The organism is Herbaspirillum sp. WGmk3 (assembly GCF_023952535.1).
GTDB lineage: Bacteria > Pseudomonadota > Gammaproteobacteria > Burkholderiales > Burkholderiaceae_D > Herbaspirillum > Herbaspirillum huttiense.
Genome location: NZ_JAKYWT010000006.1, coordinates 172,288 through 193,297, shown reverse-complemented (window position 1 = coordinate 193,297; position 21,010 = coordinate 172,288). Strand labels below are relative to the sequence as shown.

Below are 21,010 nucleotides of genomic sequence, written 5' to 3'. Positions count from 1 at the left end.
CATGCGCCATCGCGCCGGTCTCAGGAAGTGACCTTGACCGCGCGGCCGATGTAGAGGATGGGGCCGGTCGGACGGCCCGTGGGCGAGCCGGTACCCGGCTCCAGGGTGATCTCGAAGAGCTGGTCCGGCTGCAGCGGTGGCAGCTTGTCCAACGGGACTTCCTGGGTCCTGCCAGGCTTGACGATGCCCAGCGAGACCGGGCCGTTCCAGTTGGCCCCCTTGGTCCAGAATTGCAGCGCCTTCTCCTGCGGTACGGTGGCCACGCCCAGAGGGATCAGGTTGAGGCGGCCGCTGCCACCGGTCTGTACCACCCAGCCGGGAGCCTTGTCCTGCGGCGCGACCAGCACCACCATGTAGGCCGGCGCACGCGTCGGCGGCTCGGCACGCAGCATGAGCACGGCCAGCAGCACCGAGCAGGCCAGCGCCGCGCCGGTACTCCAGCGCCAGAATTGCACGCTCTCCCACCATGCATGCCAGCCGCCACGCTGACGTACCGGGGCCGGCATGGGCAGGCTGCGCTCGATGCGCTGCCACAGGCTGGCCGATGGCTGCACCGGTTCGGCCAGTGCGGTCAGCGGATGCAGCTTGGTTTCCCATTCATCGACGGCGGCACGCAGTGCGCCGTCCGTGGCCAGGCGCTGCTCCACCGCCTGGCGCTGTGCGTGCGGCAGCGTCCCCAGCACGTACTGGGCCGCCAGCCATTGCAGTTCATCGTGTGATGCATTCATCCGATACACTCCCGCAGCGCGGCCAGGCCGCGCTTGATCCATGCCTTCACCGATCCCAGCGGCGCTTGCAGGCGCTCGGCGATTTCGCCATGGGTGCAGCCATCGACATAGGCGTAGACGATGCTGGCGCGTTTGGCATCGCTCAACTGGCCCAGGCACTCGTCCAGCCGGCCGAGGTCGGCTTGCCACTCGGGTGCATCCACGGCGGGCTCGGCGCGGTCGGCCAGTTCTTCCAGGTCATCACCGGCGGCGACTTCGTGCTGCATGGCGCGGATGCGATTGAGTGCCGTATGGCGTACTACCGTGTAGATCCACCCGCGTGCCGCTCCGCGCGCCGGGTCGAAGCTGGCGGCGCGGTTCCACAGATTGAGGAAGGCGTCATGCAGGACGTCCTCGGCCAGTGCGCGATCACGCACGATGCGCAAGGCCACCCCCAGCAGATAGCGGCCCTCGTGTTCGTAAAGCGCCTGCAATGCACGGCGCTCACCGCGCGCGCAGGCCTGCAGGGCGGCTTCATGATCGAAGGAGGCGGGGACGTCAGTCACGCGAAATCAGGCTCCGGGCGCAGGTTGCCCGGCCGGGACGTCCGGCCGGGGTGACCTGGATTATAGCGAGGTTATGGCCTGGATTACGCTCGCATCAGGAAGCCTTCCAGAAGATATAGTCGGCCTGATAGCCCACCTTCTGCTTGGCACCCGCCGAACCCATGTCGCAGCGATCAGCCGGTGCCACGCCACCCTTGGTGGCGACGCGCTGGATATAGGTCGTCTGCGTCATCGCACCCATGCCGGTAGCCGGATTGGCCTTGACCAGCTGATGCGGGATATTGCCGGTGCCAGCCGGGGCCACCGCGACCTGCGCACCGGTCACCTTGGATCCGTCGCTGCTCTCCCAGGTGGCCGGCGGGCCGTAGTAGCGGCCGACCTGCATGCCGCTGCGATCCTTGAGCACGGCATCGGGGCCGACGAAGGTCCATTCGAACTGGCCGGGCATGTCCTTCTTGGCGCGGCATTCATAGAGGATCTCACCCACGCCCACGGTCTGCAGGACCACCTTGTTGCCGGCCGGGACCTTGACGGCGTCCGGCAGGCTGTCCTGCGAATACATGGTCGACATGGGCGCGCAGGCCGCCAGCGTGAGGGCCGCGGCCAGGGGCAGGGCGATACGGAGGGAACGGGTAGACAGGATGGCAGTTTGCATGATGGGCTCCTTGTTTCTTGAAATGGATGGTTGTCTCGTGCAGCCCGCCGCCGCATGCGCGACAACGGGGCTGACATGAGGTACTACCCGCGAGGAGCCGATCTGGATGCAGTGATCTGAAAATATTTTTTAAAAAAGATGGACGGGAGAATTGGTGAGTATTTTTTAACGGGAAATTCTACTTCTCCCGCCGCAGCGCGAACACCGCACCCGCCAGCACGATGAAGCCGCCGATGATGGCTTTCTGCCAGGTACTGGGCACGCCGGCCAGGATCAGCACGTTGTTGATCAGGGTCACCAGCAGCACGCCCAGCAGGGTACCCACCACACTGCCATGGCCGCCCGTGATGCGCGCACCGCCCAGGACCACGGCGGCGATCACATCCAGCTCGCTGCCCACCAGGTCGAAGGGATTGGCCAGGCGCGTGCTGGAGACGTGCACGATGCCCGCCAGTCCGGACAGGAAACCGGCATAGCCGAACACGAACAGATGCACCGAACGCAATTTGTAGCCCAGCCGTTCGGCGATGGCCAGGCTGCCGCCCACGGCGTAGACAGCGCGTCCCATCAGGGTCTTGTTGAGCAGCCACCAGGTCAGCGCACTGGCCAGCACCAGCACCAGCACGGTGGCGGGCAGCACGGCGTGCAGGCCGCTGGCCGTGTCATGCCGCGCCAGGGCCAGCTTGCCGAACTGGTCCATGGCATGCGGCACGTTCATGAAGAACACGGTCCCGACGAAGGTCAGCAGGATGCCGCGATAGAGATATTGCGTACCAATGGTGACGATCAGCGAGGGCGCCTTGAGCCAGTCCACCAGCAGCCCGTTGAGCACACCCAGCGCGGTACCGCCGGCCGCACCGGCCAGCAGGATGACGGCGATGTGCGTCTCCGGGAAATACGTCATCACCACCTTGGTGATGGAATACATGGTGAGCGCCGCGATGGCCGCGAAGGAGACGTCGATGCCACCGGCGGCCAGCACGATCATCACGCCCAGCGCAAACAGGCCCAGCGTGGTGCAGGCGCGCACGATGTCGAACAGCACCGCCAGCTGGAAGAAGGCGGGATTGATCAGGGCCACCGTCAGCACCACCAGCAGGATCAGGACGAAGGTGAACAGCGAAGGGTTTTTCTTGAGCAGCGCACCCAGGCTGGCTGCCGCACTGCGCGGGGGCAGGGCGGGACTGGTGTCGGTGTGGGCGTTCTGGCGGGTCAAAGTGCTTGCATCCATGCTCGGTTCTCAATGTTCGTGGCTTTGTTCGGAGACCAGGTCGTGCGCGAGGTCGCTCTCGGACAAGCCCTCCACCTCGAAGCGGCGCACGATGCGTCCGCGCTTCATCAGCAGCAGGTTGTCGCAGTTCTGCAGCAGCTCGGGCAGGTCGTCGCTGATGAGGATGACGCCCATGCCCTGTTTTGCCAGGTCCTGGATGATGCGGTAGATGATGTCCTTGGAACCCACATCCACGCCCACCGTCGGCCCGTGCAGGATCAGCACGCGCGGATTGATGGCCAGCCAGCGGCCGATCAGCACGCGCTGCTGGTTGCCGCCGGAGAGCGACTGCACCGGACGATCCACGTCCGGGGTGGCGATCTGCAATTGCCTGACCGTGTCCACCGAGAAGCGCTGGCAGGCCGCCGCATCGAGTGCGCCGAACTTGCCGCGCATCTTGCGCAGGATGGTGGTGATGATGTTGTCGCGAATCGATTTGTCGAGGAACAGGCCTTCGCTGATGCGATCCTCGGGTACGTAGCCGATGCCATGCGTGATCGCATCGCCGGGCGCGCGCAGCGACAGTCGCTGTCCGTCCAGCACGATCTGTCCGCCATGCGCCGGTTCGACCCCGGCCAGCGCCAGGGCCAGTTCATTACGGCCCGAATCAAGCAGGCCGGTGATGCCCAGGATCTCGCCTTCATGCAAGGTGAAGCTGACGTCCTCGAAGGCGGCGCGGCGCGTGAGGGCCGTGACTTCCAGGCGGGTCTTCTGCAATTGGGCGTCGACGCGATAGCGCTCCTCGCTCAACTGCTTGCCGGTCATCAGCTGGCCCAGCTGGGCCTTGGTGAAGGTCTGGATCGGTCCTTGCGCGACTTTTTCTCCATCGCGGAAAACGATGGCCTGGCCGCCGATGGCAAAGCATTCATCGAGCTTGTGGCTCACGAACAGCACCGCCACGCCATTGGCGCGCAGGCCGTTGATGACCTTGACCAGCGCATCGACTTCCTTCTGGGTGAGCGAGGTAGTCGGTTCATCCATGATGACCATGCGCGCGCTGGTGGCAATCGCACGGGCGATGGCGATCAACTGGCGGGTGGCGATGGGCAGCTCGTCCACGCGCGTATCGAGAAACGCCGCCGTGGCCGGCAGGTTGACCGCGCGCAGGGCGCGCGCCGCCGTGTCGTTGAGGGCGCCGCGATCGAACAGGCGTGCCAGCCGCCCCTGATGGCGCACCAGCTGGGCGCTCAGGGCGACGTTCTCGGCCACGCTCATGTTGGGCAGCAGCGAGAGATCCTGATACACCGTCTCGATGCCCAGCGACAGCGAGGCCAGTGGCGTGAGCTCGGCCACGCGTTCGCCCTGGATGAAGATTTCTCCTTCGCTGGGCGGCTGGGCCCCGGCGATGATCTTGATCATGGTGCTCTTGCCGCAGCCGTTCTCGCCCAGCAGGTGATAGATCTCGCCGGCGTGGATGGTGAGATCGATGCCGCGCAGGGCGTGCACCCCGGCAAAGCGCTTGTGGATGCCCTGCAGCCGCAGGAATTCCTGGGCAGGCGCGCCGTCGGGGAGGGAAGTGTCGTGAGTGCTCATAGTCCAACGCGATGACGAAGGACATCCGCCGTGGCCGGGATGATGATGCGGGCGCGCGGCGGATGTCCGGTGGGTCTGATCAGGCCGCGATCAGAACGCGTACTGCTTGTAGTTCTTCTTGTCCACTTCGACCCAGGCCTGGCCGGTGACGATCACGCCCACGCCCGGACCCTTCTTGACGCTGACCTTGTTGTAGCCGGGAATGCCCAGGTCCATGCCGTCGGTGATCTTCTTGCCCTGCACCAGCATCATGGCGGCCTTGTTCATGGCCAGGCCGGCATCCTTCGGATCCCAGAAGGCGATGCCACCCACGGCACCCGACTCCAGGAACTTGGCCGCTTCGCTCGGCAGGCCGGTGCCATAGACACAGACCTTGCCCTGCAGGCCGGCCTCTTCCACGGCGCGGCCGATACCCAGCACGTCGAGCGAGGACGAACCCTGGAAGCCCTTGATGTCAGGATGCTTGCGCAGGATTTCCTTGGCCTTGGCGTAGGCCTTCTCGGCATCGTTGGCCGATTCGTTCTTGGCATCGACCAGGGTCATCTTGGGATACTTCTTGGCGGCATTGGAAGCGCCGCCATCGGCCCATTGCACCTGCGACTGGCTGCCCAGCGAACCGACCAGCGACGACCACTTGCCGGTCTCGCCCATGCAGGCGGCCAGGCGGTCATTCAGGCGGGCGCCATAGGCGGTGTTGTCGAAGGCTTCGATATCGACCAGGGTGTTCTTCTGGTTGTCGGCTTCATGGGTGACCACTTTGATGCCGCGATCCAGGGCGCGCTTGAGGACCGGCTCCAGGGTCGGCGGATCCATCGACACCACGGCGATGGCATCGACCTTCTTGGCCACCAGGTCTTCCACCAGGCGTTGCTGCTGGGCGGCATCCGATTGGGCCGGGCCAATCTGGCGCGTGGTCACGCCGGGATTGGCGGCAGCGAATTCCTTGACGCCCACTTCCATGCGGTTGAACCAGCTGATGCCGGTGATCTTGACCACGGTGACGATATCGATGGGTTTGTTCTGCGCCTGCAGCGCGCTGGCAAAGCCGATGGCTGCCAGAGCCGAACCCAGTACGCAAGCCGATTTCTTGTTCATCATGTCTCCAGTTTCCCCACTATGTGGATGGATCTTGACAGGCGGGGTGCTGTTCAAGACTTGCGCAATTGCGCCTTTGAATTCGGGAAAAAATCACGCCAGCTGACCCGCGCCGAGGCCAGGAAGCACAGCAGCAGCAAGCCCCAGGCGCAGTCGCGGAAGAAGTTGGAAATCTCCAGCAGGTTGAAGGTCGAGGACAGCAGCTGCAGCGCCAGCGCCGAGAAGAACAGGCAGACCATGCGCCCGTAGCCGCCTTGCGGACGGATGCCGGCCATCACCGCGATCAGGATGGCGATGAGCAGGTAGGAGTTGCCATAGTCGGCCTTCACGCTGGCAGTGCGTGCGGCGATGATGACGCCGGCCACCGAGGCCAGCACGCCGCTCAAGGTGTAGGTGGCAAAGCGCAGGCGATTCTGCGAGATGCCCGCGTAACGTGCCGCGCGCGCATTGGTGCCCAGCAGGTAGAGCTTGATGCCGAACAGGCTGTAGCGCATCAGCCAGCCCACGCCCAGCAGCAGCGCGACGAAGATGATGAAGGGGATCGGTACGCCCAGCACCGATTCATTGCCGATGGCCGAGATCGGATCGACCACGCTGATGCGCAGGCTGGAGCCATTGGTCAGCACCACGGCCAGTCCGGTGAAGATCATCTGCGTGCCCAGCGTGCAGAGAATCGGCGTCAGATTGCCGCGCGAAATCAGCCAGCCGTTGAGTGCACCGCCCACCAGTCCGGTGACCAGTGCCACCGCGATGAAGCCCAGGGTGTAGGTCCACGGTGCCGCATCGGGCGCGGCCACCAGCAGCGGCATGGTGGCGGCGGCCACGACGCCGGCCAGATTGGCCAGGCCGATGCCGGACAGATCAATGCCGCCATTGCCCGAGATCATCGCCAGCGCCACGCCGATGGCCAGCAGACCCAGTTCAGGCAGCTGGCTGGCCATGGACTGGAAGTTGTAGAGGTCCAGGAAGTCGCCGCGCGAGAACACGGTGGCCACCAGCAGGATGGCCAGGTTGATGACCAGCAGGAACAGCAGTTGCGGGTCGGAGATCTTCAGTTTCATGGTCGGTTCACCTTGCGGGGGAATGTCATTGCGCCTGCGCCAGCGCACCGGCGTTGGCCTGCAGCAGCGCCAGCGCTTCCTGGCGGCTGGGCATCGACGGGGCGGTGCCGGGGCGCGTGACTGAAATGGCCGCCACCGCCGTGGCCAGCCGTGCGGCCTGTTCTGCGCTCATGCCTTCGGCCAGTCCGGCGGCGAACGCGCCGTTGAAGGCATCGCCCGCGCCGGCGGTCTCCACCACGGTGCCTGCGCACAGGGCCGGCAGATGCAGCGATTGCGAGCGGCTGTGCAGCAAGGCACCCTGCGCGCCCAGCGTGATGAGGGCGCAGCCCACGCCGCGTTCCAGCAGCACGTCGGCAGCACGGCGCGCATCGTCGACGGTGTGGATTTCGATACCGGTCAGCAGGGCCGCTTCATGTTCATTGGGGGTGATGAAATCGCACAGGCCATAGATCTGCGGCGGGAAGTCCAGCGCCGGGGCCGGGTTGAAGACGGTGGTGGTGCCCGCCGCCCTGGCGATCTGCAGGCCGGTGAGCGCAGCCTCAGGCGGCTGCTCCAGCTGGGTGACGAAGACACTGGCCGCTTCGATGGCCTGGTGTTCGCGTTCCACATCCTGGGTGGACAGTTGCGAGGCGGCACCTGGTACCACGATGATGGCATTGTCGCCGCTGGCATCGTTGACGTAGATGAAGGCCGCCCCGGTGGGAGCATCCTCGATCACGCGCACGTGCGGCGCGATGGTTTCCTGACGCCACAGCGAAAGCGCGAAGTCACCGAAGGAATCCTTGCCGATGGCCGAGATGAAGCGCACCGGCGCACCGACGCGCGCAGCGGCCACGGCCTGGTTGGAGCCCTTGCCGCCGGGCCCCATGGCGAAGCCGGTGCCGGCGATGGTCTGGCCCAGGCCGGGCATGCCCGGTGCGCGGAAAGCGAGGTCGGCCACGTAGATGCCCAGCACGGCCACGCCGGTCTTGTGCGAGAGGGAAGTCATGCTCACGCCTCCGGTGGCAACACACCTTTTTTGAGCAGGAAGCAGCCGTAGAAGCGGCGCTCGCCGGTGGCGATCACGCAATACGCTTTCTTGGCCGCTTCGTAGAAGGCGAAGCGCTCGATGGACCCGAGCGGACGTTCGCGGCCTTCAGCCTGGTTGACTTCCTGTTGCAGTTCCTGCTGTACCGGCGGGATGGTGGCAGGTTCGCCCATGATCTCCATGCGCCGCACCGGCTGCTCCACGGCATTGTCCAGCGGCAGTACCGAGAGGATGGCGCGCGCAGCTTCGGTGGTACCCACGCCATCGATGCGCAGCACCTTGCCCAGCACCGTCTGTCGGGCCACCGAGTCGGCCGGGAAATTGGCGTCGCACAAGACCAGTTCGTCACCGTGTCCCATCGCGCGCAAGGCGTAGAGCACATCGGCGTTCAATAAAGGATGCAGATTTTTAAGCATGTCGTCTCCTGTGGATTTTATAAGTATGCTTATAGAATAAATCTAAATCTTGTTGCTTGGGAGTCCTTGTTCAGCTTGATTGTTCACCGTAAAAAACTAATATTTCAAGATTTCATTTCTTTCGGTTTATTAGTCAGCATATCGTCAGGACTTCGTCAGGAAAATCGTATTGCGCTGAAGCACAAGGTTGTCATTCGCCATAAGGAATCCAGATGTTCTTGATGTGCGTGGCCTGGCGCAGATATTCGCTGCCTTCAGCCTGTGCAGCATCGTGCCAGTCGGTGACCTCGCCGTGATCCACGAAGCAGCGCTTGAGATTGCCGACGGACAGCCGCTCGGCCGTCGCCGAGAACTCGGCCGGTCCGCGTACCCACAGGGCATCGACCTCGTCATGCTCGGCCAGTACGGTGAGCAGCTCGGCGCTCTTGCCGGTGACGATGTTGATGACGCCGCCGGGCAGGTCCGAAGTATCGAGTACCTGATAGAGGTCGGTCGCGACAAGCGCTGCCTGCTGGCTCGGCACGGCCACCACGCGATTGCCCATGGCGATCAAGGGCGCCACCAGGCTGATGAAGGACAGCAGCGGCTGTTCTTCCGGACAGACCACGCCGACCACGCCGAGGGCTTCCGGCATGGCCAGGGCCACGCCACGCAGGGGTGGCTGGTGCACGGCACCGTCGTACTTGTCGGCCCAGGCGCCATAGCTGAAGAGGCGCTTGATCGCGGCGTCCACTTCAGCCCGCGCGGCCTCGGTGGAGACCCCGGTGGTGAGGGCAATGCGGCGCGCGAATTCATCGGCGCGCGCTGACAGATTTTCCGCGATGTAATACAGCCCCTGGGCGCGGCGATGGGCAGTCGCGCTGCTCCAGCCACCGGCCTTGACGGCAGCGGCGACAGCATTGCGGATATCCTTGCGGTTGCCCAGGCCCACGTCTTCCAGACGTTCTCCACTGGCCGCGTAGCAAGCCATGGAGACTTCGCCATCCGGACGGACCTGCTTGCCGCCGATGTACAGCTTGGCAGTGCGGTCGACCAGGCCGCCTTGCAGCGGAGAGTCTTTGCGCGTGCCGGCCGGCGTGGCCGATGCAGTATTGCGTTGCGCACGGTTCAGGCGATGGCGCGGCTTGAGGTATTCGTAGCAGCCTTCGCGTCCGCCCTCGCGGCCATAGCCGGATTCGCGCACGCCACCAAAACCGACGGCCGCATCGAACTGGTTGGTGCTGTTGATCCACACCACGCCCGCTTTCAACTGCGGGGCCACGCCCAAGGCCAGCCCGATGGTCTCGCTCCAGACGCTGGCGGCCAGTCCGTAACGGCTGTTGTTGGCCAGTTGCACGGCTTCGTCGGGCGTGCGGAAACTCATCGCCACCAGCACCGGGCCAAAGATTTCCTCGGTGGCCACGGTGGCAGCGGGATGCACGCCGGTCAGCAGCGTGGGCGGATAGAAGCAGCCGCCGGGCGGCACATCGAGGGCCACCTGATGGCACTGCGCCCCTTCACGCACACCCTGTTCGACCAGGCGGCGCACGCGTTCCAGCTGCACCGGGGAAATCAGCGCGCCCATGTCGCTGCACTTGTCCAGCGGTGCGCCGACCTTGAGTTTTTCCATGCGTTTTTTGAGCCGCGCGATGAAGAGATCGTGGATGCCTTCCTGCACCAGCAACCTGCTACCGGCGCAGCAGACCTGCCCTTGATTGAACCAGATCGCATCGACCACGCCTTCGATGGCGGCATCGATATCGGCATCATCGAAGACGATGAAGGGCGACTTGCCGCCCAGCTCCAGCGTCAGCGACTTGCCGCTGCCGGCGGTCTGTGCGCGGATCAGGCGGCCCACTTCGGTGGAGCCGGTGAAGGCAATTTTCTGGATGCCGGGATGCGCGACGATGGCCGCGCCCGTGCTGCCATCGCCGGTGACGATATTGAGTACGCCCGCTGGCAGCCCGGCCTGCTGTGCCAGTTCGGCAAAGAGCAGGGCCGTCAGCGAGGTGTCCTCGGCGGGTTTCAGGACCACCGTATTGCCCAGCGCCAGCGCCGGGGCGATCTTCCAGGCCAGCATCAGCAGCGGGAAATTCCACGGCACGATCTGGCCGGCCACGCCCACCGGAACATGATCCGGGAATTCGCTTTCCTGCAGTTGCGCCCAGCCGGCGTAGTGATAGAAGTGGCGCGCCACCAGCGGTACGTCCACATCGCGTGATTCGCGCAGTGGTTTGCCGTTGTCCATGGTCTCCAGCACGGCCAGCAGGCGGGCGTGGCGTTGCACGGCGCGGGCCAGCGCATAAAGGTGACGCGCACGGCCATGGCCGCCCAGCGCCTGCCAGCCGGCCAGCGCGGCCTGGGCGGCGTTGACGGCGGCATCCACATCCGCCGCCGAGCCTTGGGTGAGATGCGCCAGCCGCTTGCCGCTGGCCGGATCGAGATCTTCCAGCTGGCCGCCGGGCTCGGTGAAACGTCCCGCGATGAAGTGGCCGAACGAGGCCTCGTGGCTGGCCAGCCAGGCGCGGGCATCCTTGTCACTCTCGGGGGCGGGGCCGTAATCCATGGTGTCGAAATAGGTGGAAACGCTCATTGTGCTTGTCCGTGCAGGGTGGCTTAGCCGATGGCATGCCGGTTGAAGGCGGAGTAACGGCCGGTGACGTGGTGTTCCAGCTGGCGTTCGATATCGGCCAGCAGGCTGGAGGCTCCCACGCGGAACAGATCGGGTTGCAGCCAGTCGTCACCCAGTTCTTCCTTCATCAGCACCTGGTATTCGAGGACATCCTTGGCCGTGGCGACTCCGCCTGCGGGCTTGTAGCCGACCTGGATGCCGGTCATCTCCTGGTACTGGCGAATCATGCGCAGCATCACCAGCGAGACCAGCGGGGTGGCGTTGACGCTCTCCTTGCCGGTGGAGGTCTTGATGAAATCAGCGCCCGCCATCATGCAGACCATCGAGGCCTTGGCGACGTTGCGCAGGGTCTTCAGTTCGCCGGTGGCGAGGATGGCCTTGACGTGGGCGTCGCCACAGGCCTGGCGGAAGTCGCGCATCTCGCGGTAGAGCGCTTCCCAGTTGCCGGTGAGCACGTGTTCGCGGGTGATGACGATGTCGATTTCGGCGGCACCATCGCGCAGCGAGGCTTCGATTTCCTTGAGCTTCAGGGCGTGCGGATTGAGACCTGCCGGAAATCCCGTCGATACCGCCGCCACCGGGATGTTCTTTCCTTCCAGCGCTTCCACCGCCGTCTTCACGAAGCGGTGATAGACGCACACCGCACCCGTGGTCAGCCCGCGTGCCTGCATGCCCAGCGCCTCCAGCAGATCGGCGCGCACCGGATTGGCAGCCTTGGCGCACAGGCGGCGCACGCGTTGCGGAGTATCGTCGCCGGACAGCGTGGTGAGATCGATGCAGGTGATGGCCTTGAGCAGCCAGGCGGCCTGCGCATCCTTCTTGACCGAGCGGCGGCCCTTCAAGGTGGCGACGCGCTTTTCGGCGGCGCTCAGGTTGATGCGCAAATGTTCGAAGGCGGCAGCGTCATAGGGCTGCACGCTGTTGCGCGGATGGCCGGCGGGCGCGCTATCCTCGCGCACGATGTCGGCCTCGCCCTGCGCACGGCGCAGGGAAGGGGTCTTGCTGGTCATGTTCATGGCTGCGTAACTTTTAGTTAATTACCGTAGGCTGGTGCCGACGGGCAGGTCTCTTCCATGTGCTGCTTGCGCTGGGTCAGGCTTGGCTCTTGCATGCATCGACGCCGTCCGCCGGCCTCGCTACAATGTGGCCCAACGTGCTAAATGTTTTGCAAATAACATTTAATGGCTGTAACGTTACATCCATAACTTTTAAGGCGCAACCTTTTTTTATCTGCAACATTTCCCGATCAGGAAAACGCCTCATGGCATCGATGACCCCGACGTCGACCGGAAAGCCGGTCCCTCAACCCACGCTGGGCGAACGCGCGCGCGCCCAGCGGCTGTCGCGCATGCAGGACATGATCCGCGAGCAGGGCCCGACACCACTGGCGCGCATTGCCGAAGTGCTGGGAGTGACGGTAATGACGGTGCGGCGCGACCTGGCTGCCGACGATTCGCCGCTGATCTGCCTCGGCGGCCACGTGCTGGAAAGCAGCCCCGGCGCTGGCGAGAACCGCTACTCGATCGACCGCGAAGCCGACCAGCACGCCCAGCGCAAGCGCCTGGCCTGCCAGCGCGCGGCGCAGCGGGTGCAGGAGGGGGACAGCATTTTCATCGACTGCGGCACCACCATGACGCATCTGGCGGAGGCCTTGCCGGTTGATATCGGCCTGAGCGTGATTTGTTATTCCCTGAACATTGCCAACATCGTCAGCCAGCGTCCCAATACGCAGGTGATCCTGCTGGGCGGGCTGTATCACCCGTCATCGGCCTCGTTTGCGTCCGAAGAGGGCGTGGCCTATCTCAAGCGGCTGGGCGTGAACAAGGCCTTCCTGTCGGCGGGCGGGGTGGATGCGCGGCGCGGCGTGAGCTGTTCCAACTTCCACGAAGTGCCGATCAAGCAGGCCGCCATCGCCAGTGCGGCGGAGTGCTACGTGGTGATCGACCAGAGCAAGCTGGGCCGTTTTCGTCCGGCCTTCTACAGCACGCTGGAAGTGTTTTCGGGGATCGTGGTGGGCGGGACGCCGGAACAGGATCAGCTGGACCTGTTCTCGGACTTTCCCATCGAGGTGGTGGCAGGCTGAGAGCCGCCACCGGATTGATGCGCAGGCAGGTCAGTTGCGGGTGGCGATGGAGGGATAGTCGCCGCAGCCTTCCGGCCAGGGCGTGAGGATTTCATAGCCCTTGGCGGTGACCACCACCATGTGTTCCCACTGGGCCGACAGCGAGCCGTCGGCGGTCAGCACGGTCCAGCCGTCGTCGAGCTGGCGCGTGTGGCGCTTGCCGGCGTTGAGCATCGGTTCGATGGTGAAGATCATGCCTTCCTTGAGCGGCAGGCCGCTGTTGCGCTGGCCGTAGTGCAGCACCTGCGGTTCGTCGTGATAAATGGTGCCGATGCCGTGGCCGCAATATTCACGCACCACCGAGAAGCCGTCGCGCTGGGCCACGGTCTGGATCGCGTGGCCGACATCGCCCAGGGTCGCGCCCGGGCGCACCGCGCGGATGCCCGCGCACATGGCCTCGTAGGTGGTGTTGACCAGCTTGCGCGCGGTGGCGTTGGGGGAGCCGACGAAGTACATGCGGCTGCAGTCGCCGTACCAGCCATCCTTGATGACGGCGACGTCGATGTTGATGATGTCGCCATCCTTGAGCACCTGGCCGCCGGGGATGCCGTGGCAGATCACGTCGTTGACGGAACTGCAGATGGTCTTGGGGAAGCCGTGGTAGCCGATGTTGGCCGGAGTGGCCTGTTGCACCTTGACGATGTGGTCATGGCAGATGCGGTCCAGTTCGTCGGTGGTGACACCGGCCTTGACGTGCTCGGCCACGATATGCAGCACTTCGGCCGCCAGTTGCCCGGCCACGCGGGCCTGGGCGATTTCTGCGGCGTTGCGCAGCTTCACTTTTCTCATGCTTGTCTGTTCGGTGGGGGCCGCGCGGTGCGCAGCGGTCGTTCGGGCGACTATTTTAGCCGGGCTGGCAGGCGGCTGCCGCATCGGCACCCGGTAATGGCGATTTTTCGAGGCGCGGCGCAGACTTTTTTCCACAGCCGTGCTGACGCGGACTTGTCAGTAGAATCGATGCAGACCGCATGATTCATTCATCGCATTGATCAATCCAACAGCATCACTAACCAACACCAACCCATGGAACTGAGGCAACTGCGCCAATTCATCGCGCTGGCAGAAGAAAAAAGTTTTACCCGGGCAGCCACGCGCTGCCATGTGGTGCAATCGGCGCTGTCGTCCTCGATCCGCCTGCTGGAAGAAGAACTGGCGGCAGCGCTATTCGTGCGCACCACGCGCCGGGTGGAGCTGACGGCGGCCGGCGAGGCTTTCCTGGAGAGTGCCCGCCGTTCACTGGCGGCGCTGGAACAGGGGGCCACCAACGTGGCCGACGTCAATGCCATGCGGCGTGGCCGGCTGTCCATCGGCACGGTGCAGAGCCTGCCCTCCTTCGTCGATCTGCCGGCGCTGCTGGCGCGTTTCCACCGCCGCCATCCGGCGGTGGAGGTGCGGCTGTGCCAGGGCGCGGCCGGCGAGCTGAATGAAAAGATCGATGCCCGCCAGCTGGACCTGGCCATCCTGCCCATCGAGGAGAGCGGGGAGGGTTTGCAGCAACACATCATCGCCTGCGACGAACTGGTACTGGCCTGCCATCCCAGCCATCGGCTGTCCAAGGCGCGTTCGGTGACACTGGAACAACTGGCCGGCGAGGGCTTCGTCGATTTCGAAACCGGGCTGGGTACGCGTGCATTGGTGGATCGCGGCTTTGCGGAAGCAGGCTTGCGGCGTCGCGTGGCCTTCGAGGTCAGTGATCTGGTGACCTTGCTTGACCTGGTCGGGCATGGACTGGGCGTGGCGCTGTTGCCGCGCGATCTGGTGCATGCACGGCGTGGCAAGCTGGCCAGCGTCAAGCTGCGCGGGGTGGAGCTGTGCTGGGAGCTGGTGGTCACGCACAAGGCTGCGGCCCGCAATGGCGTGCTGGTGCTGGATGCGGCACCGGCAGCGTTTCTGGAGTTGTTGATGGAGCAGGCGCAGGCCCGGGAACAAAGCTGAATCAGCGCCCCGGCAGCAGCGCCTGCTCCGCCAGCTCGGCCCATCCTTCCGGATGTTCGCTGGCCTGCATGGAGCGGGCAATGGCGTGGCAGCGTTGCGCCACGTCAGGCGCTGCGAGCAGGCGCGCCAGCGCTGCTTGCAGGCGTGATGCGGAAAGGCGTTTGGCCGGAATGATCTCGCCCACCCCCAGCCGTCTGACCCGATAAGCATTGTCGAACTGATCGTAGGCAAACGGCACCACCAGCTGCGGTACGCCTGCCCGCAAGGCAGCGGCGGTGGTACCGATACCGCCGTGATGGACGATGGCGGCCACCTCCGGCAGCAGGGCATCGAAGCTCACATAGGACTGCCACAGCACGCCCTCGGGCAAGACTGCCGGCAGTTGTTCGCGATGCCGGGTCACCAGCAGTGCGCGGCGGCCCAGAGCCTGTGCAGCCCGTACAGCGCTGGCAAAGAACTGCGCGGCATGCTGATGACCGGAACCTGGCGTGAATACGATGGGGGCCGTGCCGCTGTCCAGAAACTGCCGCAGCGCAGGTGTCCAGTCCGATGGCGAAGACGATGCCGGAGGCGGAAATTGTCCGCTCAGGAAAGGCTGCGGCCAATCCGGCTGGACCGCGGCGAACCATTCCGGGAACAATCCCAGCGATGCATCCGGTGCCTGCATCACGTGCGCAAAGAAATGCGCCACCGGCGGCAATCCCAGCCTGGCCCGTACGGCATTGAGCGCGGGCAGGGCGGGCGGATCGATCATCCAGCGGTGTGCCAGTGACCACAGGGTCTTGCGCCAGGGCAGCGGCAGCCAGCCGGGGACGGGCAGCGATCCCATGGCCAGCAGGTCATGGCTGCTGCACAGGTTGGAGGGGGCGAGATAGGTGGCGACGATGCGCAGTCCGGGGCGCAGGCTGCGTGCAATGTCAGCCGCCGGGACCAGCAAGGGATGGCTGAGGATGACGCACTCTTCCTCGGCAGGCAATTGAGCCACCAGCTGGTGCAGGCAATCGATATAGGGTACGGCGGCCCGGCAGATCACCTGCCAGCCCCGGCGCTCATCCCACAGGTCCGGATTGGCCAGCACGGCCTGGAATTCTTCGACGCTGCCCAGGGGATGGCAGGACAGTCCCGCTTGCTCGAACAAGGCCGCATGAAAACGCGGCACCACCATCAGCACCCGATGTCCCCGCGCTTGCAGGCCGAGACCGAGCGAGAGGAAGGGCAGCATGTCGCCGGTGGTGCCGGTGGTGGCGAGGATCAGCAGGGGAGCAGGGCGGGCAGGCGCTGGCATGGGTGGTTTGGGGGCGAAATGAAGAAGGCTTCAGGGGTGCGCGCCACTGTAGCCGATTTCGCTTGCCCGCGCCGTCGTCAGATGAAGCGTTTGACCGCTCGAGGCCCGAACAGCGCCACCACCATCATCACCAGTGCCACCCCCACGAAGCTCACCCGCAGCCCCAGGTGCTCGGCTACGCCACCGATGCACACCGGTCCCAGCAGCATGCCGACGTAGGCGAAGCGTGCCACGGCGGCGATGCTCTCGGCAGCCGGCATGCCCGGTACGCGCGCAGCAGCCAGGAAGAAGATCGGCATCAGGTTGGCAATGCCCAGCCCGGCCAGCAGCAGGCCGGACATGGTCGCCAATGGTGTCGGCAACGCCGCGGCCAGCGCGATCCCGGCAGCCCCCGCCACCCCGCTCCAGAGCAGCGTACGCAGGCCACCGATGCGTGCACGGATACGGTCGCCCGTCAGTCGCCCGGCCGCCATGCCGGTAGAAAACGCGGCGTAGCTGTAGCTGACCCAGGCGGCGGGCGACTGGGCGATGTCGCGCATGTACACGGCGGCCCAGTCATACATGCCGCCTTCGCACATGAGTGCCAGGAAGGAGATCACGCCCAGCACCAGCACCATGCGGCGGGCGGATTTGTCAGCACCGGGCGTGCTCGCGGTTTCATCATGGACATCGTCGGGCAAGGCGAAGGGGCCGATGGACAAGGCCACCGACAACGTCACCGCCGCCACCAGCGCGGCATGCGCCAGGGGCGACAGGCCGGGCAGGGCGCCCAGCGCCGAGCCGGCGATGCCGCCGATGCTGAACATGGCGTGCAGGGTGGACATGATGGGCCGGCTGCGGCCGTTTTCCACCAGCGCGGCCTGGACCGACATGGCCACGTCGAAGGCGGCCATGGCGCTGCCGAACACCAGCAGCAGCGCCACCAGCATCCAGAACTGCGGCGCCAGCGGGATCAGCAGCAGCGTGGCCGCATAAAGGATGCCAGCCTGGCGCAAGGCGCGCGCGCTGCCCACGCGCGCGATCCATTTGCCGGACTGGCCCATGGTCAGCAGGGCACCGCCGGCCACCGCCAGCATGGCCAGCGACAGCACCGCATCCGACAGGGCGAAGCGATCCTTCACCGAGGGAATCAGGATGCCCCAGGTGGCAAAGGTGGCCCCGTTGACGAAGAACTGCGCCATGGTGGCACGGGTGGCGTTGCGGATGCGGTGCGGGTGGAAAGCGGGTGCGGATGAGCTGCCTGAATGCATGGAGAGGTCTGGCGAAAGTCAAAGATCGTCACTTTGCCAGTTTTTGATTCATTCGTTAAATGGATTATTCAGATCAGCTTGATCGATTCCACAGATGAATCACGCTGGACCTCTGATGCCGAGCGCCCTCAACCAGGCATCGATCTGGCCATAGGCGTCTTGTTGCCATTGTTCAGGTGTGCGTTCGCCAAGGACCTGCGACTGCTCGACGAAGCGGCGCACGCAGGTGGGTCCGAAACCGTCCACGCTATCGAATTTGCGGTCAATGAAACCGTAACCGGCTGCCGCGCCGGGATGATGCAACAGGGCGCGGCATTCTTCGGCAAGCACATCCGCACCGCCTGGATAGTTGCGGACGCAATAGTAGATATCGTAGGCATCCTTCTGCTTGTAGCGCCCTTCGATGGCGTGCCCTTTCATGGCCAGCAAGGCGGGGATCGAGCACACCGCGATCTCGACCCGATTGGTGCCGCCGGTCGGCATGGGTCCGCTGATGGCGACCCATTGATAGAAACGCAGAGCGAGGTCCGCTCCATCGGCGCGCTGCACGGCGAAGTCGCTGATGAGCGGCGGGACGTTCTTGACGATCTCTGCATCGCGCGGCATGAGGAAGTCGACAATGATATCGATGGACGCGCCTTCGTCTTCGGTGGGAACTTGCCGCAGCAACTGGAAGCGGCGCAGGTCCCGGCGCTGCTGATATCCGTGTTCCTGCAAGGCTTCTACCAGCGTTGCGTATTCACCGTCACCCAGCGCTTCGGCATCAAGACTGAGGTCAACGTCCACCGTACCCACGTGCGGCATATCGTCATTTCCCAGCAGCAGCCACGGAACCGCACCGCCGACGATGGCGAATTTGCCTTTGAAACTCCCCAGGATCTGACCGATTTCGATCAGGACTTTTTTGACTGCAGTACTTGTACGATCATCGTAATCAGTGGCGGATTGCGGTTCGCCGGGCGTCAGCTTTTCCATGTGAGCAATGTCTTTCTGAGATGGTCTGCGGCCTCCCGTCCGCGTTCGCCTGCGTGGTACAGGTCTAGATAGGTTTGAATGGGACTGGTGCAGACCGCGCCGGGCGCGGGTTCCTGCGTGTCACGAAGAAGATCGGCGTCGTCAAGCAGGTTCACCATGACGTTCTCGCCTTTGGCCGCAGAGGACAGCTTCAGGGCGGACTGCAGTGCTTCCAGCCCGGCTTCGGTCGCCTGGAAATAATGGGTTCCGGTCCTGGCGTAGGGGGCCAGCCATTGCGCCGCCGAGAACGAGGAAAATGCGGCTGCGGGGAGTTCGTCCTCCCGGTGACGGCGCATGGCGTGCCGTGCCGCCTGTTCAAAGGCGTTTCCGTGCAGGGGCGTGTAGAAAGCCAGACGCTCACCGGCCGGTGGTGTATAGGCATCCTGCCATTCATCCAGCAAGGCATCCGGTTCTGACAGGAACAGGCCACCCTCCGCCACCTGGGCCCATTCACGCTCCAGTAGAGCCGTGCGCACATTGCTGACGTGGCCGAGGCTGACCGCCGCTGCCTGAGCCAATTCCATGACGCGCCAGGCGCGCTGCGGGTCGCGCAGCAACACCCGCAACACTTGCGCTGATTTCGGTTTGAACAAGGAGCGCAGTGCCCGTCGGTCGGCAACGGGTTTGCTGGCCACCTGCCGTTCGATGAAGATGCCGTTGAAGACCAGGCGGGCATTGCCTTCCAGATCCAGGAAACCGGCTTCATGTTCACGGCACAGCGCCTGGGCATCGGGAGACAGGTAAGGGGCGATCAGGACGGGCGTGGCGTCCTTTGCGTGGTGCGACATGTAATCGCGCAGGGTCAGCAAGGCATGGCGCACATGGCGCGGTTGCCCCGAGGAATTGGCTTCGCACACCAATGCATGGCGCTTGCCTGCGACCTTGACCCGCGCAGTGAAATCGATGCCTGAATCCGCCCTGGCGGTCTCGCGCTCGATGTCCAGCAACTTGAGCACAGGCACCTGCAGCAGCAACGAGCGCAGGGCATGGGCTGCTTGGGTCTCAAAGGATTTCATTGAATGGCGTGTTTTCAGCATATGCTGAAAATAGCATTATCGATGAAATTGTCAACCCATATTTTCACTAAACAAGCTTATTTCAGCATTTGTTGAAATAGATTAGTTTAGTGAAATAGCTGCTGCTTATGTCAGGGCAGGATTATTGTTTGGCATCCCGCCAAACGCAAAAAAAACCCGGCCAGCTTGCGCCGGACCGGGTTGAGGGACTACCGAGGAGGAAGTTTCGGCTTATCGCTTTACCATTCGGCAAAGCTGCCATCCTTGTGGCGCCAGATCGGGTTGCGCCAGCGGTGGCCGACTTCGGCACGCTGACGGACATACTCTTCATTGATCTCGATGCCCAGACCAGGGCCTTGCGGGATCTTGACGTAGCCGTCTTCATACGCGAACACGTTCTTGTCGCGGATGTAGTCCAGCAGGTCATTGCTTTCGTTGTAGTGAATGCCCAGGCTCTGCTCCTGGATGAAGGCGTTGTAGCTGCCGGCATCGACCTGCAGGCAGGAGGCCAGCGCGATCGGGCCCAGCGGGCAGTGCAGCGCCAGCGCCACGTCGTAGGCTTCGGCCATCATGGCGATCTTGCGGGTCTCGGTGATGCCGCCGGCGTGCGAGACGTCCGGCTGGATGATGTCCACATAGCCCTCGGAGAGGATGCGCTTGAAATCCCAGCGCGAATACAGGCGCTCGCCCAGGGCGATCGGGGTCGAGGTCAGGTGCGCGATTTCCTTCAGGGCTTCCGAATTTTCCGACAGCACCGGCTCTTCAATGAACATCAGCTTGTACGGCTCCAGTTCCTTGATCAGGACCTTGGCCATGGGCTTGTGCACGCGGCCGTGGAAGTCCACGCCGATGCCCACGTTCGGGCCCACGGCTTCACGCACCGCTTGCACGTTGGCCAGGGTCAGTTCGATCTTGTCGTGGCTGTCGATGAATTGCAGTTCTTCGGTGCCGTTCATCTTCACGGCAGTAAAGCCACGGGCCACGGCGTTCTTGGCCGCCGCTGCAGTATCGGCCGGACGGTCACCGCCGATCCAGGAATAGACGCGAATCGAGTTGCGCACCGCGCCACCGAGCAGCTGGTGCACCGGTACGCCCAAGGCCTTGCCCTTGATGTCCCACAGGGCCTGGTCGATACCGGCCAGGGCGCTCATGTGGATGGCACCGCCGCGATAGAAGCCGCCGCGATAGAGCACGGTCCAGTGGTCTTCGATGTTGCGCGGGTCCTTGCCGACCAGGTAGTCGGCCAGCTCGTCCACGGCCGCCGCGACAGTGTGGGCGCGGCCTTCCACGATGGGCTCGCCCCAGCCGACGATGCCTTCGTCAGTCTCGATCTTGAGGAAGCACCAGCGCGGGGGCACGATGAAGGTGGAGATCTTGGTGATTTTCATTGTTCGGTCCGGTTATGCGTTTAATCTGTTCTGTAGATGAATGATCGCTGTGCGATCGG

General features: G+C 64.3%; 19 protein-coding genes. 2 read left to right on the top strand and 17 right to left on the bottom strand.

Annotated features, from left to right (window positions below):
• Window positions 1-20: 20 nt before the first annotated feature.
• The 11 genes from MKD49_RS22090 to deoC all read right to left on the bottom strand — a co-directional run bounded on the left by MKD49_RS22090 (window position 21) and on the right by deoC (window position 11,957).
• Window positions 21-728: an anti-sigma factor domain-containing protein gene (locus MKD49_RS22090; RefSeq protein ID WP_252697375.1), complete on the bottom strand. Its 708-nt coding sequence runs from the start codon at window positions 726-728 to the stop codon at window positions 21-23.
• Window positions 725-1,273, bottom strand: coding sequence for a sigma-70 family RNA polymerase sigma factor (locus tag MKD49_RS22085; protein WP_252697374.1), 549 nt, complete (start codon window positions 1,271-1,273; stop codon window positions 725-727). Before MKD49_RS22085 ends, MKD49_RS22090 begins: the two co-directional genes overlap by 4 nt.
• Before the next feature lie 94 nt (window positions 1,274-1,367).
• The gene (locus MKD49_RS22080; protein WP_039789139.1) at window positions 1,368-1,928 is read right to left on the bottom strand and encodes a DUF3455 domain-containing protein; all 561 of its coding nucleotides are present in this window, start codon (window positions 1,926-1,928) and stop codon (window positions 1,368-1,370) included.
• A gap of 178 nt (window positions 1,929-2,106) precedes the next feature.
• Window positions 2,107-3,159 carry an ABC transporter permease gene (locus MKD49_RS22075; protein WP_252697373.1) on the bottom strand — a complete coding sequence of 351 codons (1,053 nt, stop codon included), beginning with the start codon at window positions 3,157-3,159 and terminating at the stop codon, window positions 2,107-2,109.
• 9 nt (window positions 3,160-3,168) lie between these two features.
• Window positions 3,169-4,731: a sugar ABC transporter ATP-binding protein gene (locus MKD49_RS22070; protein ID WP_209579664.1), complete on the bottom strand. Its 1,563-nt coding sequence runs from the start codon at window positions 4,729-4,731 to the stop codon at window positions 3,169-3,171.
• Between the two features lie 90 nt (window positions 4,732-4,821).
• Complete coding sequence (locus MKD49_RS22065) at window positions 4,822-5,829, bottom strand: substrate-binding domain-containing protein (protein WP_034331985.1); 1,008 nt, start codon at window positions 5,827-5,829, stop codon at window positions 4,822-4,824.
• A 50-nt stretch (window positions 5,830-5,879) separates the two neighbouring features.
• Window positions 5,880-6,887: an ABC transporter permease gene (locus MKD49_RS22060; protein WP_134221499.1), complete on the bottom strand. Its 1,008-nt coding sequence runs from the start codon at window positions 6,885-6,887 to the stop codon at window positions 5,880-5,882.
• Between the two features lie 25 nt (window positions 6,888-6,912).
• Window positions 6,913-7,875, bottom strand: a complete 963-nt coding sequence (rbsK, locus tag MKD49_RS22055; protein WP_034331986.1) for a ribokinase — start codon at window positions 7,873-7,875, stop codon at window positions 6,913-6,915.
• 2 nt (window positions 7,876-7,877) lie between these two features.
• Window positions 7,878-8,330: an RbsD/FucU family protein gene (locus tag MKD49_RS22050; protein ID WP_039789135.1), complete on the bottom strand. Its 453-nt coding sequence runs from the start codon at window positions 8,328-8,330 to the stop codon at window positions 7,878-7,880.
• Between the two features lie 190 nt (window positions 8,331-8,520).
• Window positions 8,521-10,902: an aldehyde dehydrogenase family protein gene (locus MKD49_RS22045; protein ID WP_252697372.1), complete on the bottom strand. Its 2,382-nt coding sequence runs from the start codon at window positions 10,900-10,902 to the stop codon at window positions 8,521-8,523.
• Window positions 10,903-10,925: 23 nt separating this feature from the next.
• Window positions 10,926-11,957 (bottom strand): deoxyribose-phosphate aldolase, encoded by a 1,032-nt coding sequence (gene deoC / locus MKD49_RS22040; RefSeq protein ID WP_252697371.1) that lies wholly within the window; start codon window positions 11,955-11,957, stop codon window positions 10,926-10,928.
• Window positions 11,958-12,202: 245 nt separating this feature from the next.
• On the opposite strand from deoC, the gene MKD49_RS22035 reads away from it, so the two are divergent.
• On the top strand, window positions 12,203-13,024 hold the full coding sequence (locus MKD49_RS22035; RefSeq protein ID WP_034336049.1) for a DeoR/GlpR family DNA-binding transcription regulator: 822 nt from the start codon (window positions 12,203-12,205) through the stop codon (window positions 13,022-13,024).
• A 30-nt stretch (window positions 13,025-13,054) separates the two neighbouring features.
• Here MKD49_RS22035 and map read toward each other — a convergent pair whose 3' ends face one another.
• Window positions 13,055-13,852 (bottom strand): type I methionyl aminopeptidase, encoded by a 798-nt coding sequence (map, locus tag MKD49_RS22030; RefSeq protein WP_034336051.1) that lies wholly within the window; start codon window positions 13,850-13,852, stop codon window positions 13,055-13,057.
• 234 nt (window positions 13,853-14,086) lie between these two features.
• On the opposite strand from map, the gene MKD49_RS22025 reads away from it, so the two are divergent.
• Complete coding sequence (locus MKD49_RS22025; protein WP_134221503.1) at window positions 14,087-14,998, top strand: LysR substrate-binding domain-containing protein; 912 nt, start codon at window positions 14,087-14,089, stop codon at window positions 14,996-14,998.
• Window position 14,999: 1 nt separating this feature from the next.
• Here the strand turns inward: MKD49_RS22025 and MKD49_RS22020 are convergent, their stop codons facing one another.
• The 5 genes from MKD49_RS22020 to dgoD all read right to left on the bottom strand — a co-directional run bounded on the left by MKD49_RS22020 (window position 15,000) and on the right by dgoD (window position 20,951).
• Entirely contained in the window at window positions 15,000-16,283 is a 1,284-nt protein-coding gene (locus MKD49_RS22020; protein WP_252697370.1) for a glycosyltransferase, read from the bottom strand.
• Between the two features lie 77 nt (window positions 16,284-16,360).
• Window positions 16,361-17,533: an MFS transporter gene (locus tag MKD49_RS22015; RefSeq protein WP_252697369.1), complete on the bottom strand. Its 1,173-nt coding sequence runs from the start codon at window positions 17,531-17,533 to the stop codon at window positions 16,361-16,363.
• Between the two features lie 99 nt (window positions 17,534-17,632).
• On the bottom strand, window positions 17,633-18,508 hold the full coding sequence (locus tag MKD49_RS22010) for a nucleotidyl transferase AbiEii/AbiGii toxin family protein (RefSeq protein ID WP_252697368.1): 876 nt from the start codon (window positions 18,506-18,508) through the stop codon (window positions 17,633-17,635).
• A complete protein-coding gene (locus MKD49_RS22005; RefSeq protein WP_252697367.1) occupies window positions 18,496-19,584 on the bottom strand; it encodes a type IV toxin-antitoxin system AbiEi family antitoxin in 1,089 nt (362 codons plus the stop codon). The genes MKD49_RS22010 and MKD49_RS22005 overlap by 13 nt, the downstream gene beginning before the upstream one ends.
• A 218-nt stretch (window positions 19,585-19,802) precedes the next feature.
• Window positions 19,803-20,951: a galactonate dehydratase gene (dgoD, locus tag MKD49_RS22000; RefSeq protein ID WP_034336070.1), complete on the bottom strand. Its 1,149-nt coding sequence runs from the start codon at window positions 20,949-20,951 to the stop codon at window positions 19,803-19,805.
• Between the last annotated feature and the right edge of the window lie 59 nt (window positions 20,952-21,010).

Bases quoted from the DNA above. Each gene is read 5' to 3' on its own strand.
- MKD49_RS22090 (WP_252697375.1), bottom strand. From the start codon at position 728: ATGAATGCATCACACGATGAACTGCAATGGCTGGCGGCCCAGTACGTG.
- MKD49_RS22080 (WP_039789139.1), bottom strand. From the start codon at position 1,928: ATGCAAACTGCCATCCTGTCTACCCGTTCCCTCCGTATCGCCCTGCCC.
- MKD49_RS22075 (WP_252697373.1), bottom strand. From the start codon at position 3,159: ATGGATGCAAGCACTTTGACCCGCCAGAACGCCCACACCGACACCAGT.
- MKD49_RS22070 (WP_209579664.1), bottom strand. From the start codon at position 4,731: ATGAGCACTCACGACACTTCCCTCCCCGACGGCGCGCCTGCCCAGGAA.
- MKD49_RS22065 (WP_034331985.1), bottom strand. From the start codon at position 5,829: ATGATGAACAAGAAATCGGCTTGCGTACTGGGTTCGGCTCTGGCAGCC.
- MKD49_RS22060 (WP_134221499.1), bottom strand. From the start codon at position 6,887: ATGAAACTGAAGATCTCCGACCCGCAACTGCTGTTCCTGCTGGTCATC.
- rbsK (WP_034331986.1), bottom strand. From the start codon at position 7,875: ATGACTTCCCTCTCGCACAAGACCGGCGTGGCCGTGCTGGGCATCTAC.
- MKD49_RS22050 (WP_039789135.1), bottom strand. From the start codon at position 8,330: ATGCTTAAAAATCTGCATCCTTTATTGAACGCCGATGTGCTCTACGCC.
- MKD49_RS22045 (WP_252697372.1), bottom strand. From the start codon at position 10,902: ATGAGCGTTTCCACCTATTTCGACACCATGGATTACGGCCCCGCCCCC.
- deoC (WP_252697371.1), bottom strand. From the start codon at position 11,957: ATGAACATGACCAGCAAGACCCCTTCCCTGCGCCGTGCGCAGGGCGAG.
- MKD49_RS22035 (WP_034336049.1), top strand. From the start codon at position 12,203: ATGGCATCGATGACCCCGACGTCGACCGGAAAGCCGGTCCCTCAACCC.
- map (WP_034336051.1), bottom strand. From the start codon at position 13,852: ATGAGAAAAGTGAAGCTGCGCAACGCCGCAGAAATCGCCCAGGCCCGC.
- MKD49_RS22025 (WP_134221503.1), top strand. From the start codon at position 14,087: ATGGAACTGAGGCAACTGCGCCAATTCATCGCGCTGGCAGAAGAAAAA.
- MKD49_RS22020 (WP_252697370.1), bottom strand. From the start codon at position 16,283: ATGCCAGCGCCTGCCCGCCCTGCTCCCCTGCTGATCCTCGCCACCACC.
- MKD49_RS22015 (WP_252697369.1), bottom strand. From the start codon at position 17,533: ATGCATTCAGGCAGCTCATCCGCACCCGCTTTCCACCCGCACCGCATC.
- MKD49_RS22010 (WP_252697368.1), bottom strand. From the start codon at position 18,508: ATGGAAAAGCTGACGCCCGGCGAACCGCAATCCGCCACTGATTACGAT.
- MKD49_RS22005 (WP_252697367.1), bottom strand. From the start codon at position 19,584: ATGCTGAAAACACGCCATTCAATGAAATCCTTTGAGACCCAAGCAGCC.
- dgoD (WP_034336070.1), bottom strand. From the start codon at position 20,951: ATGAAAATCACCAAGATCTCCACCTTCATCGTGCCCCCGCGCTGGTGC.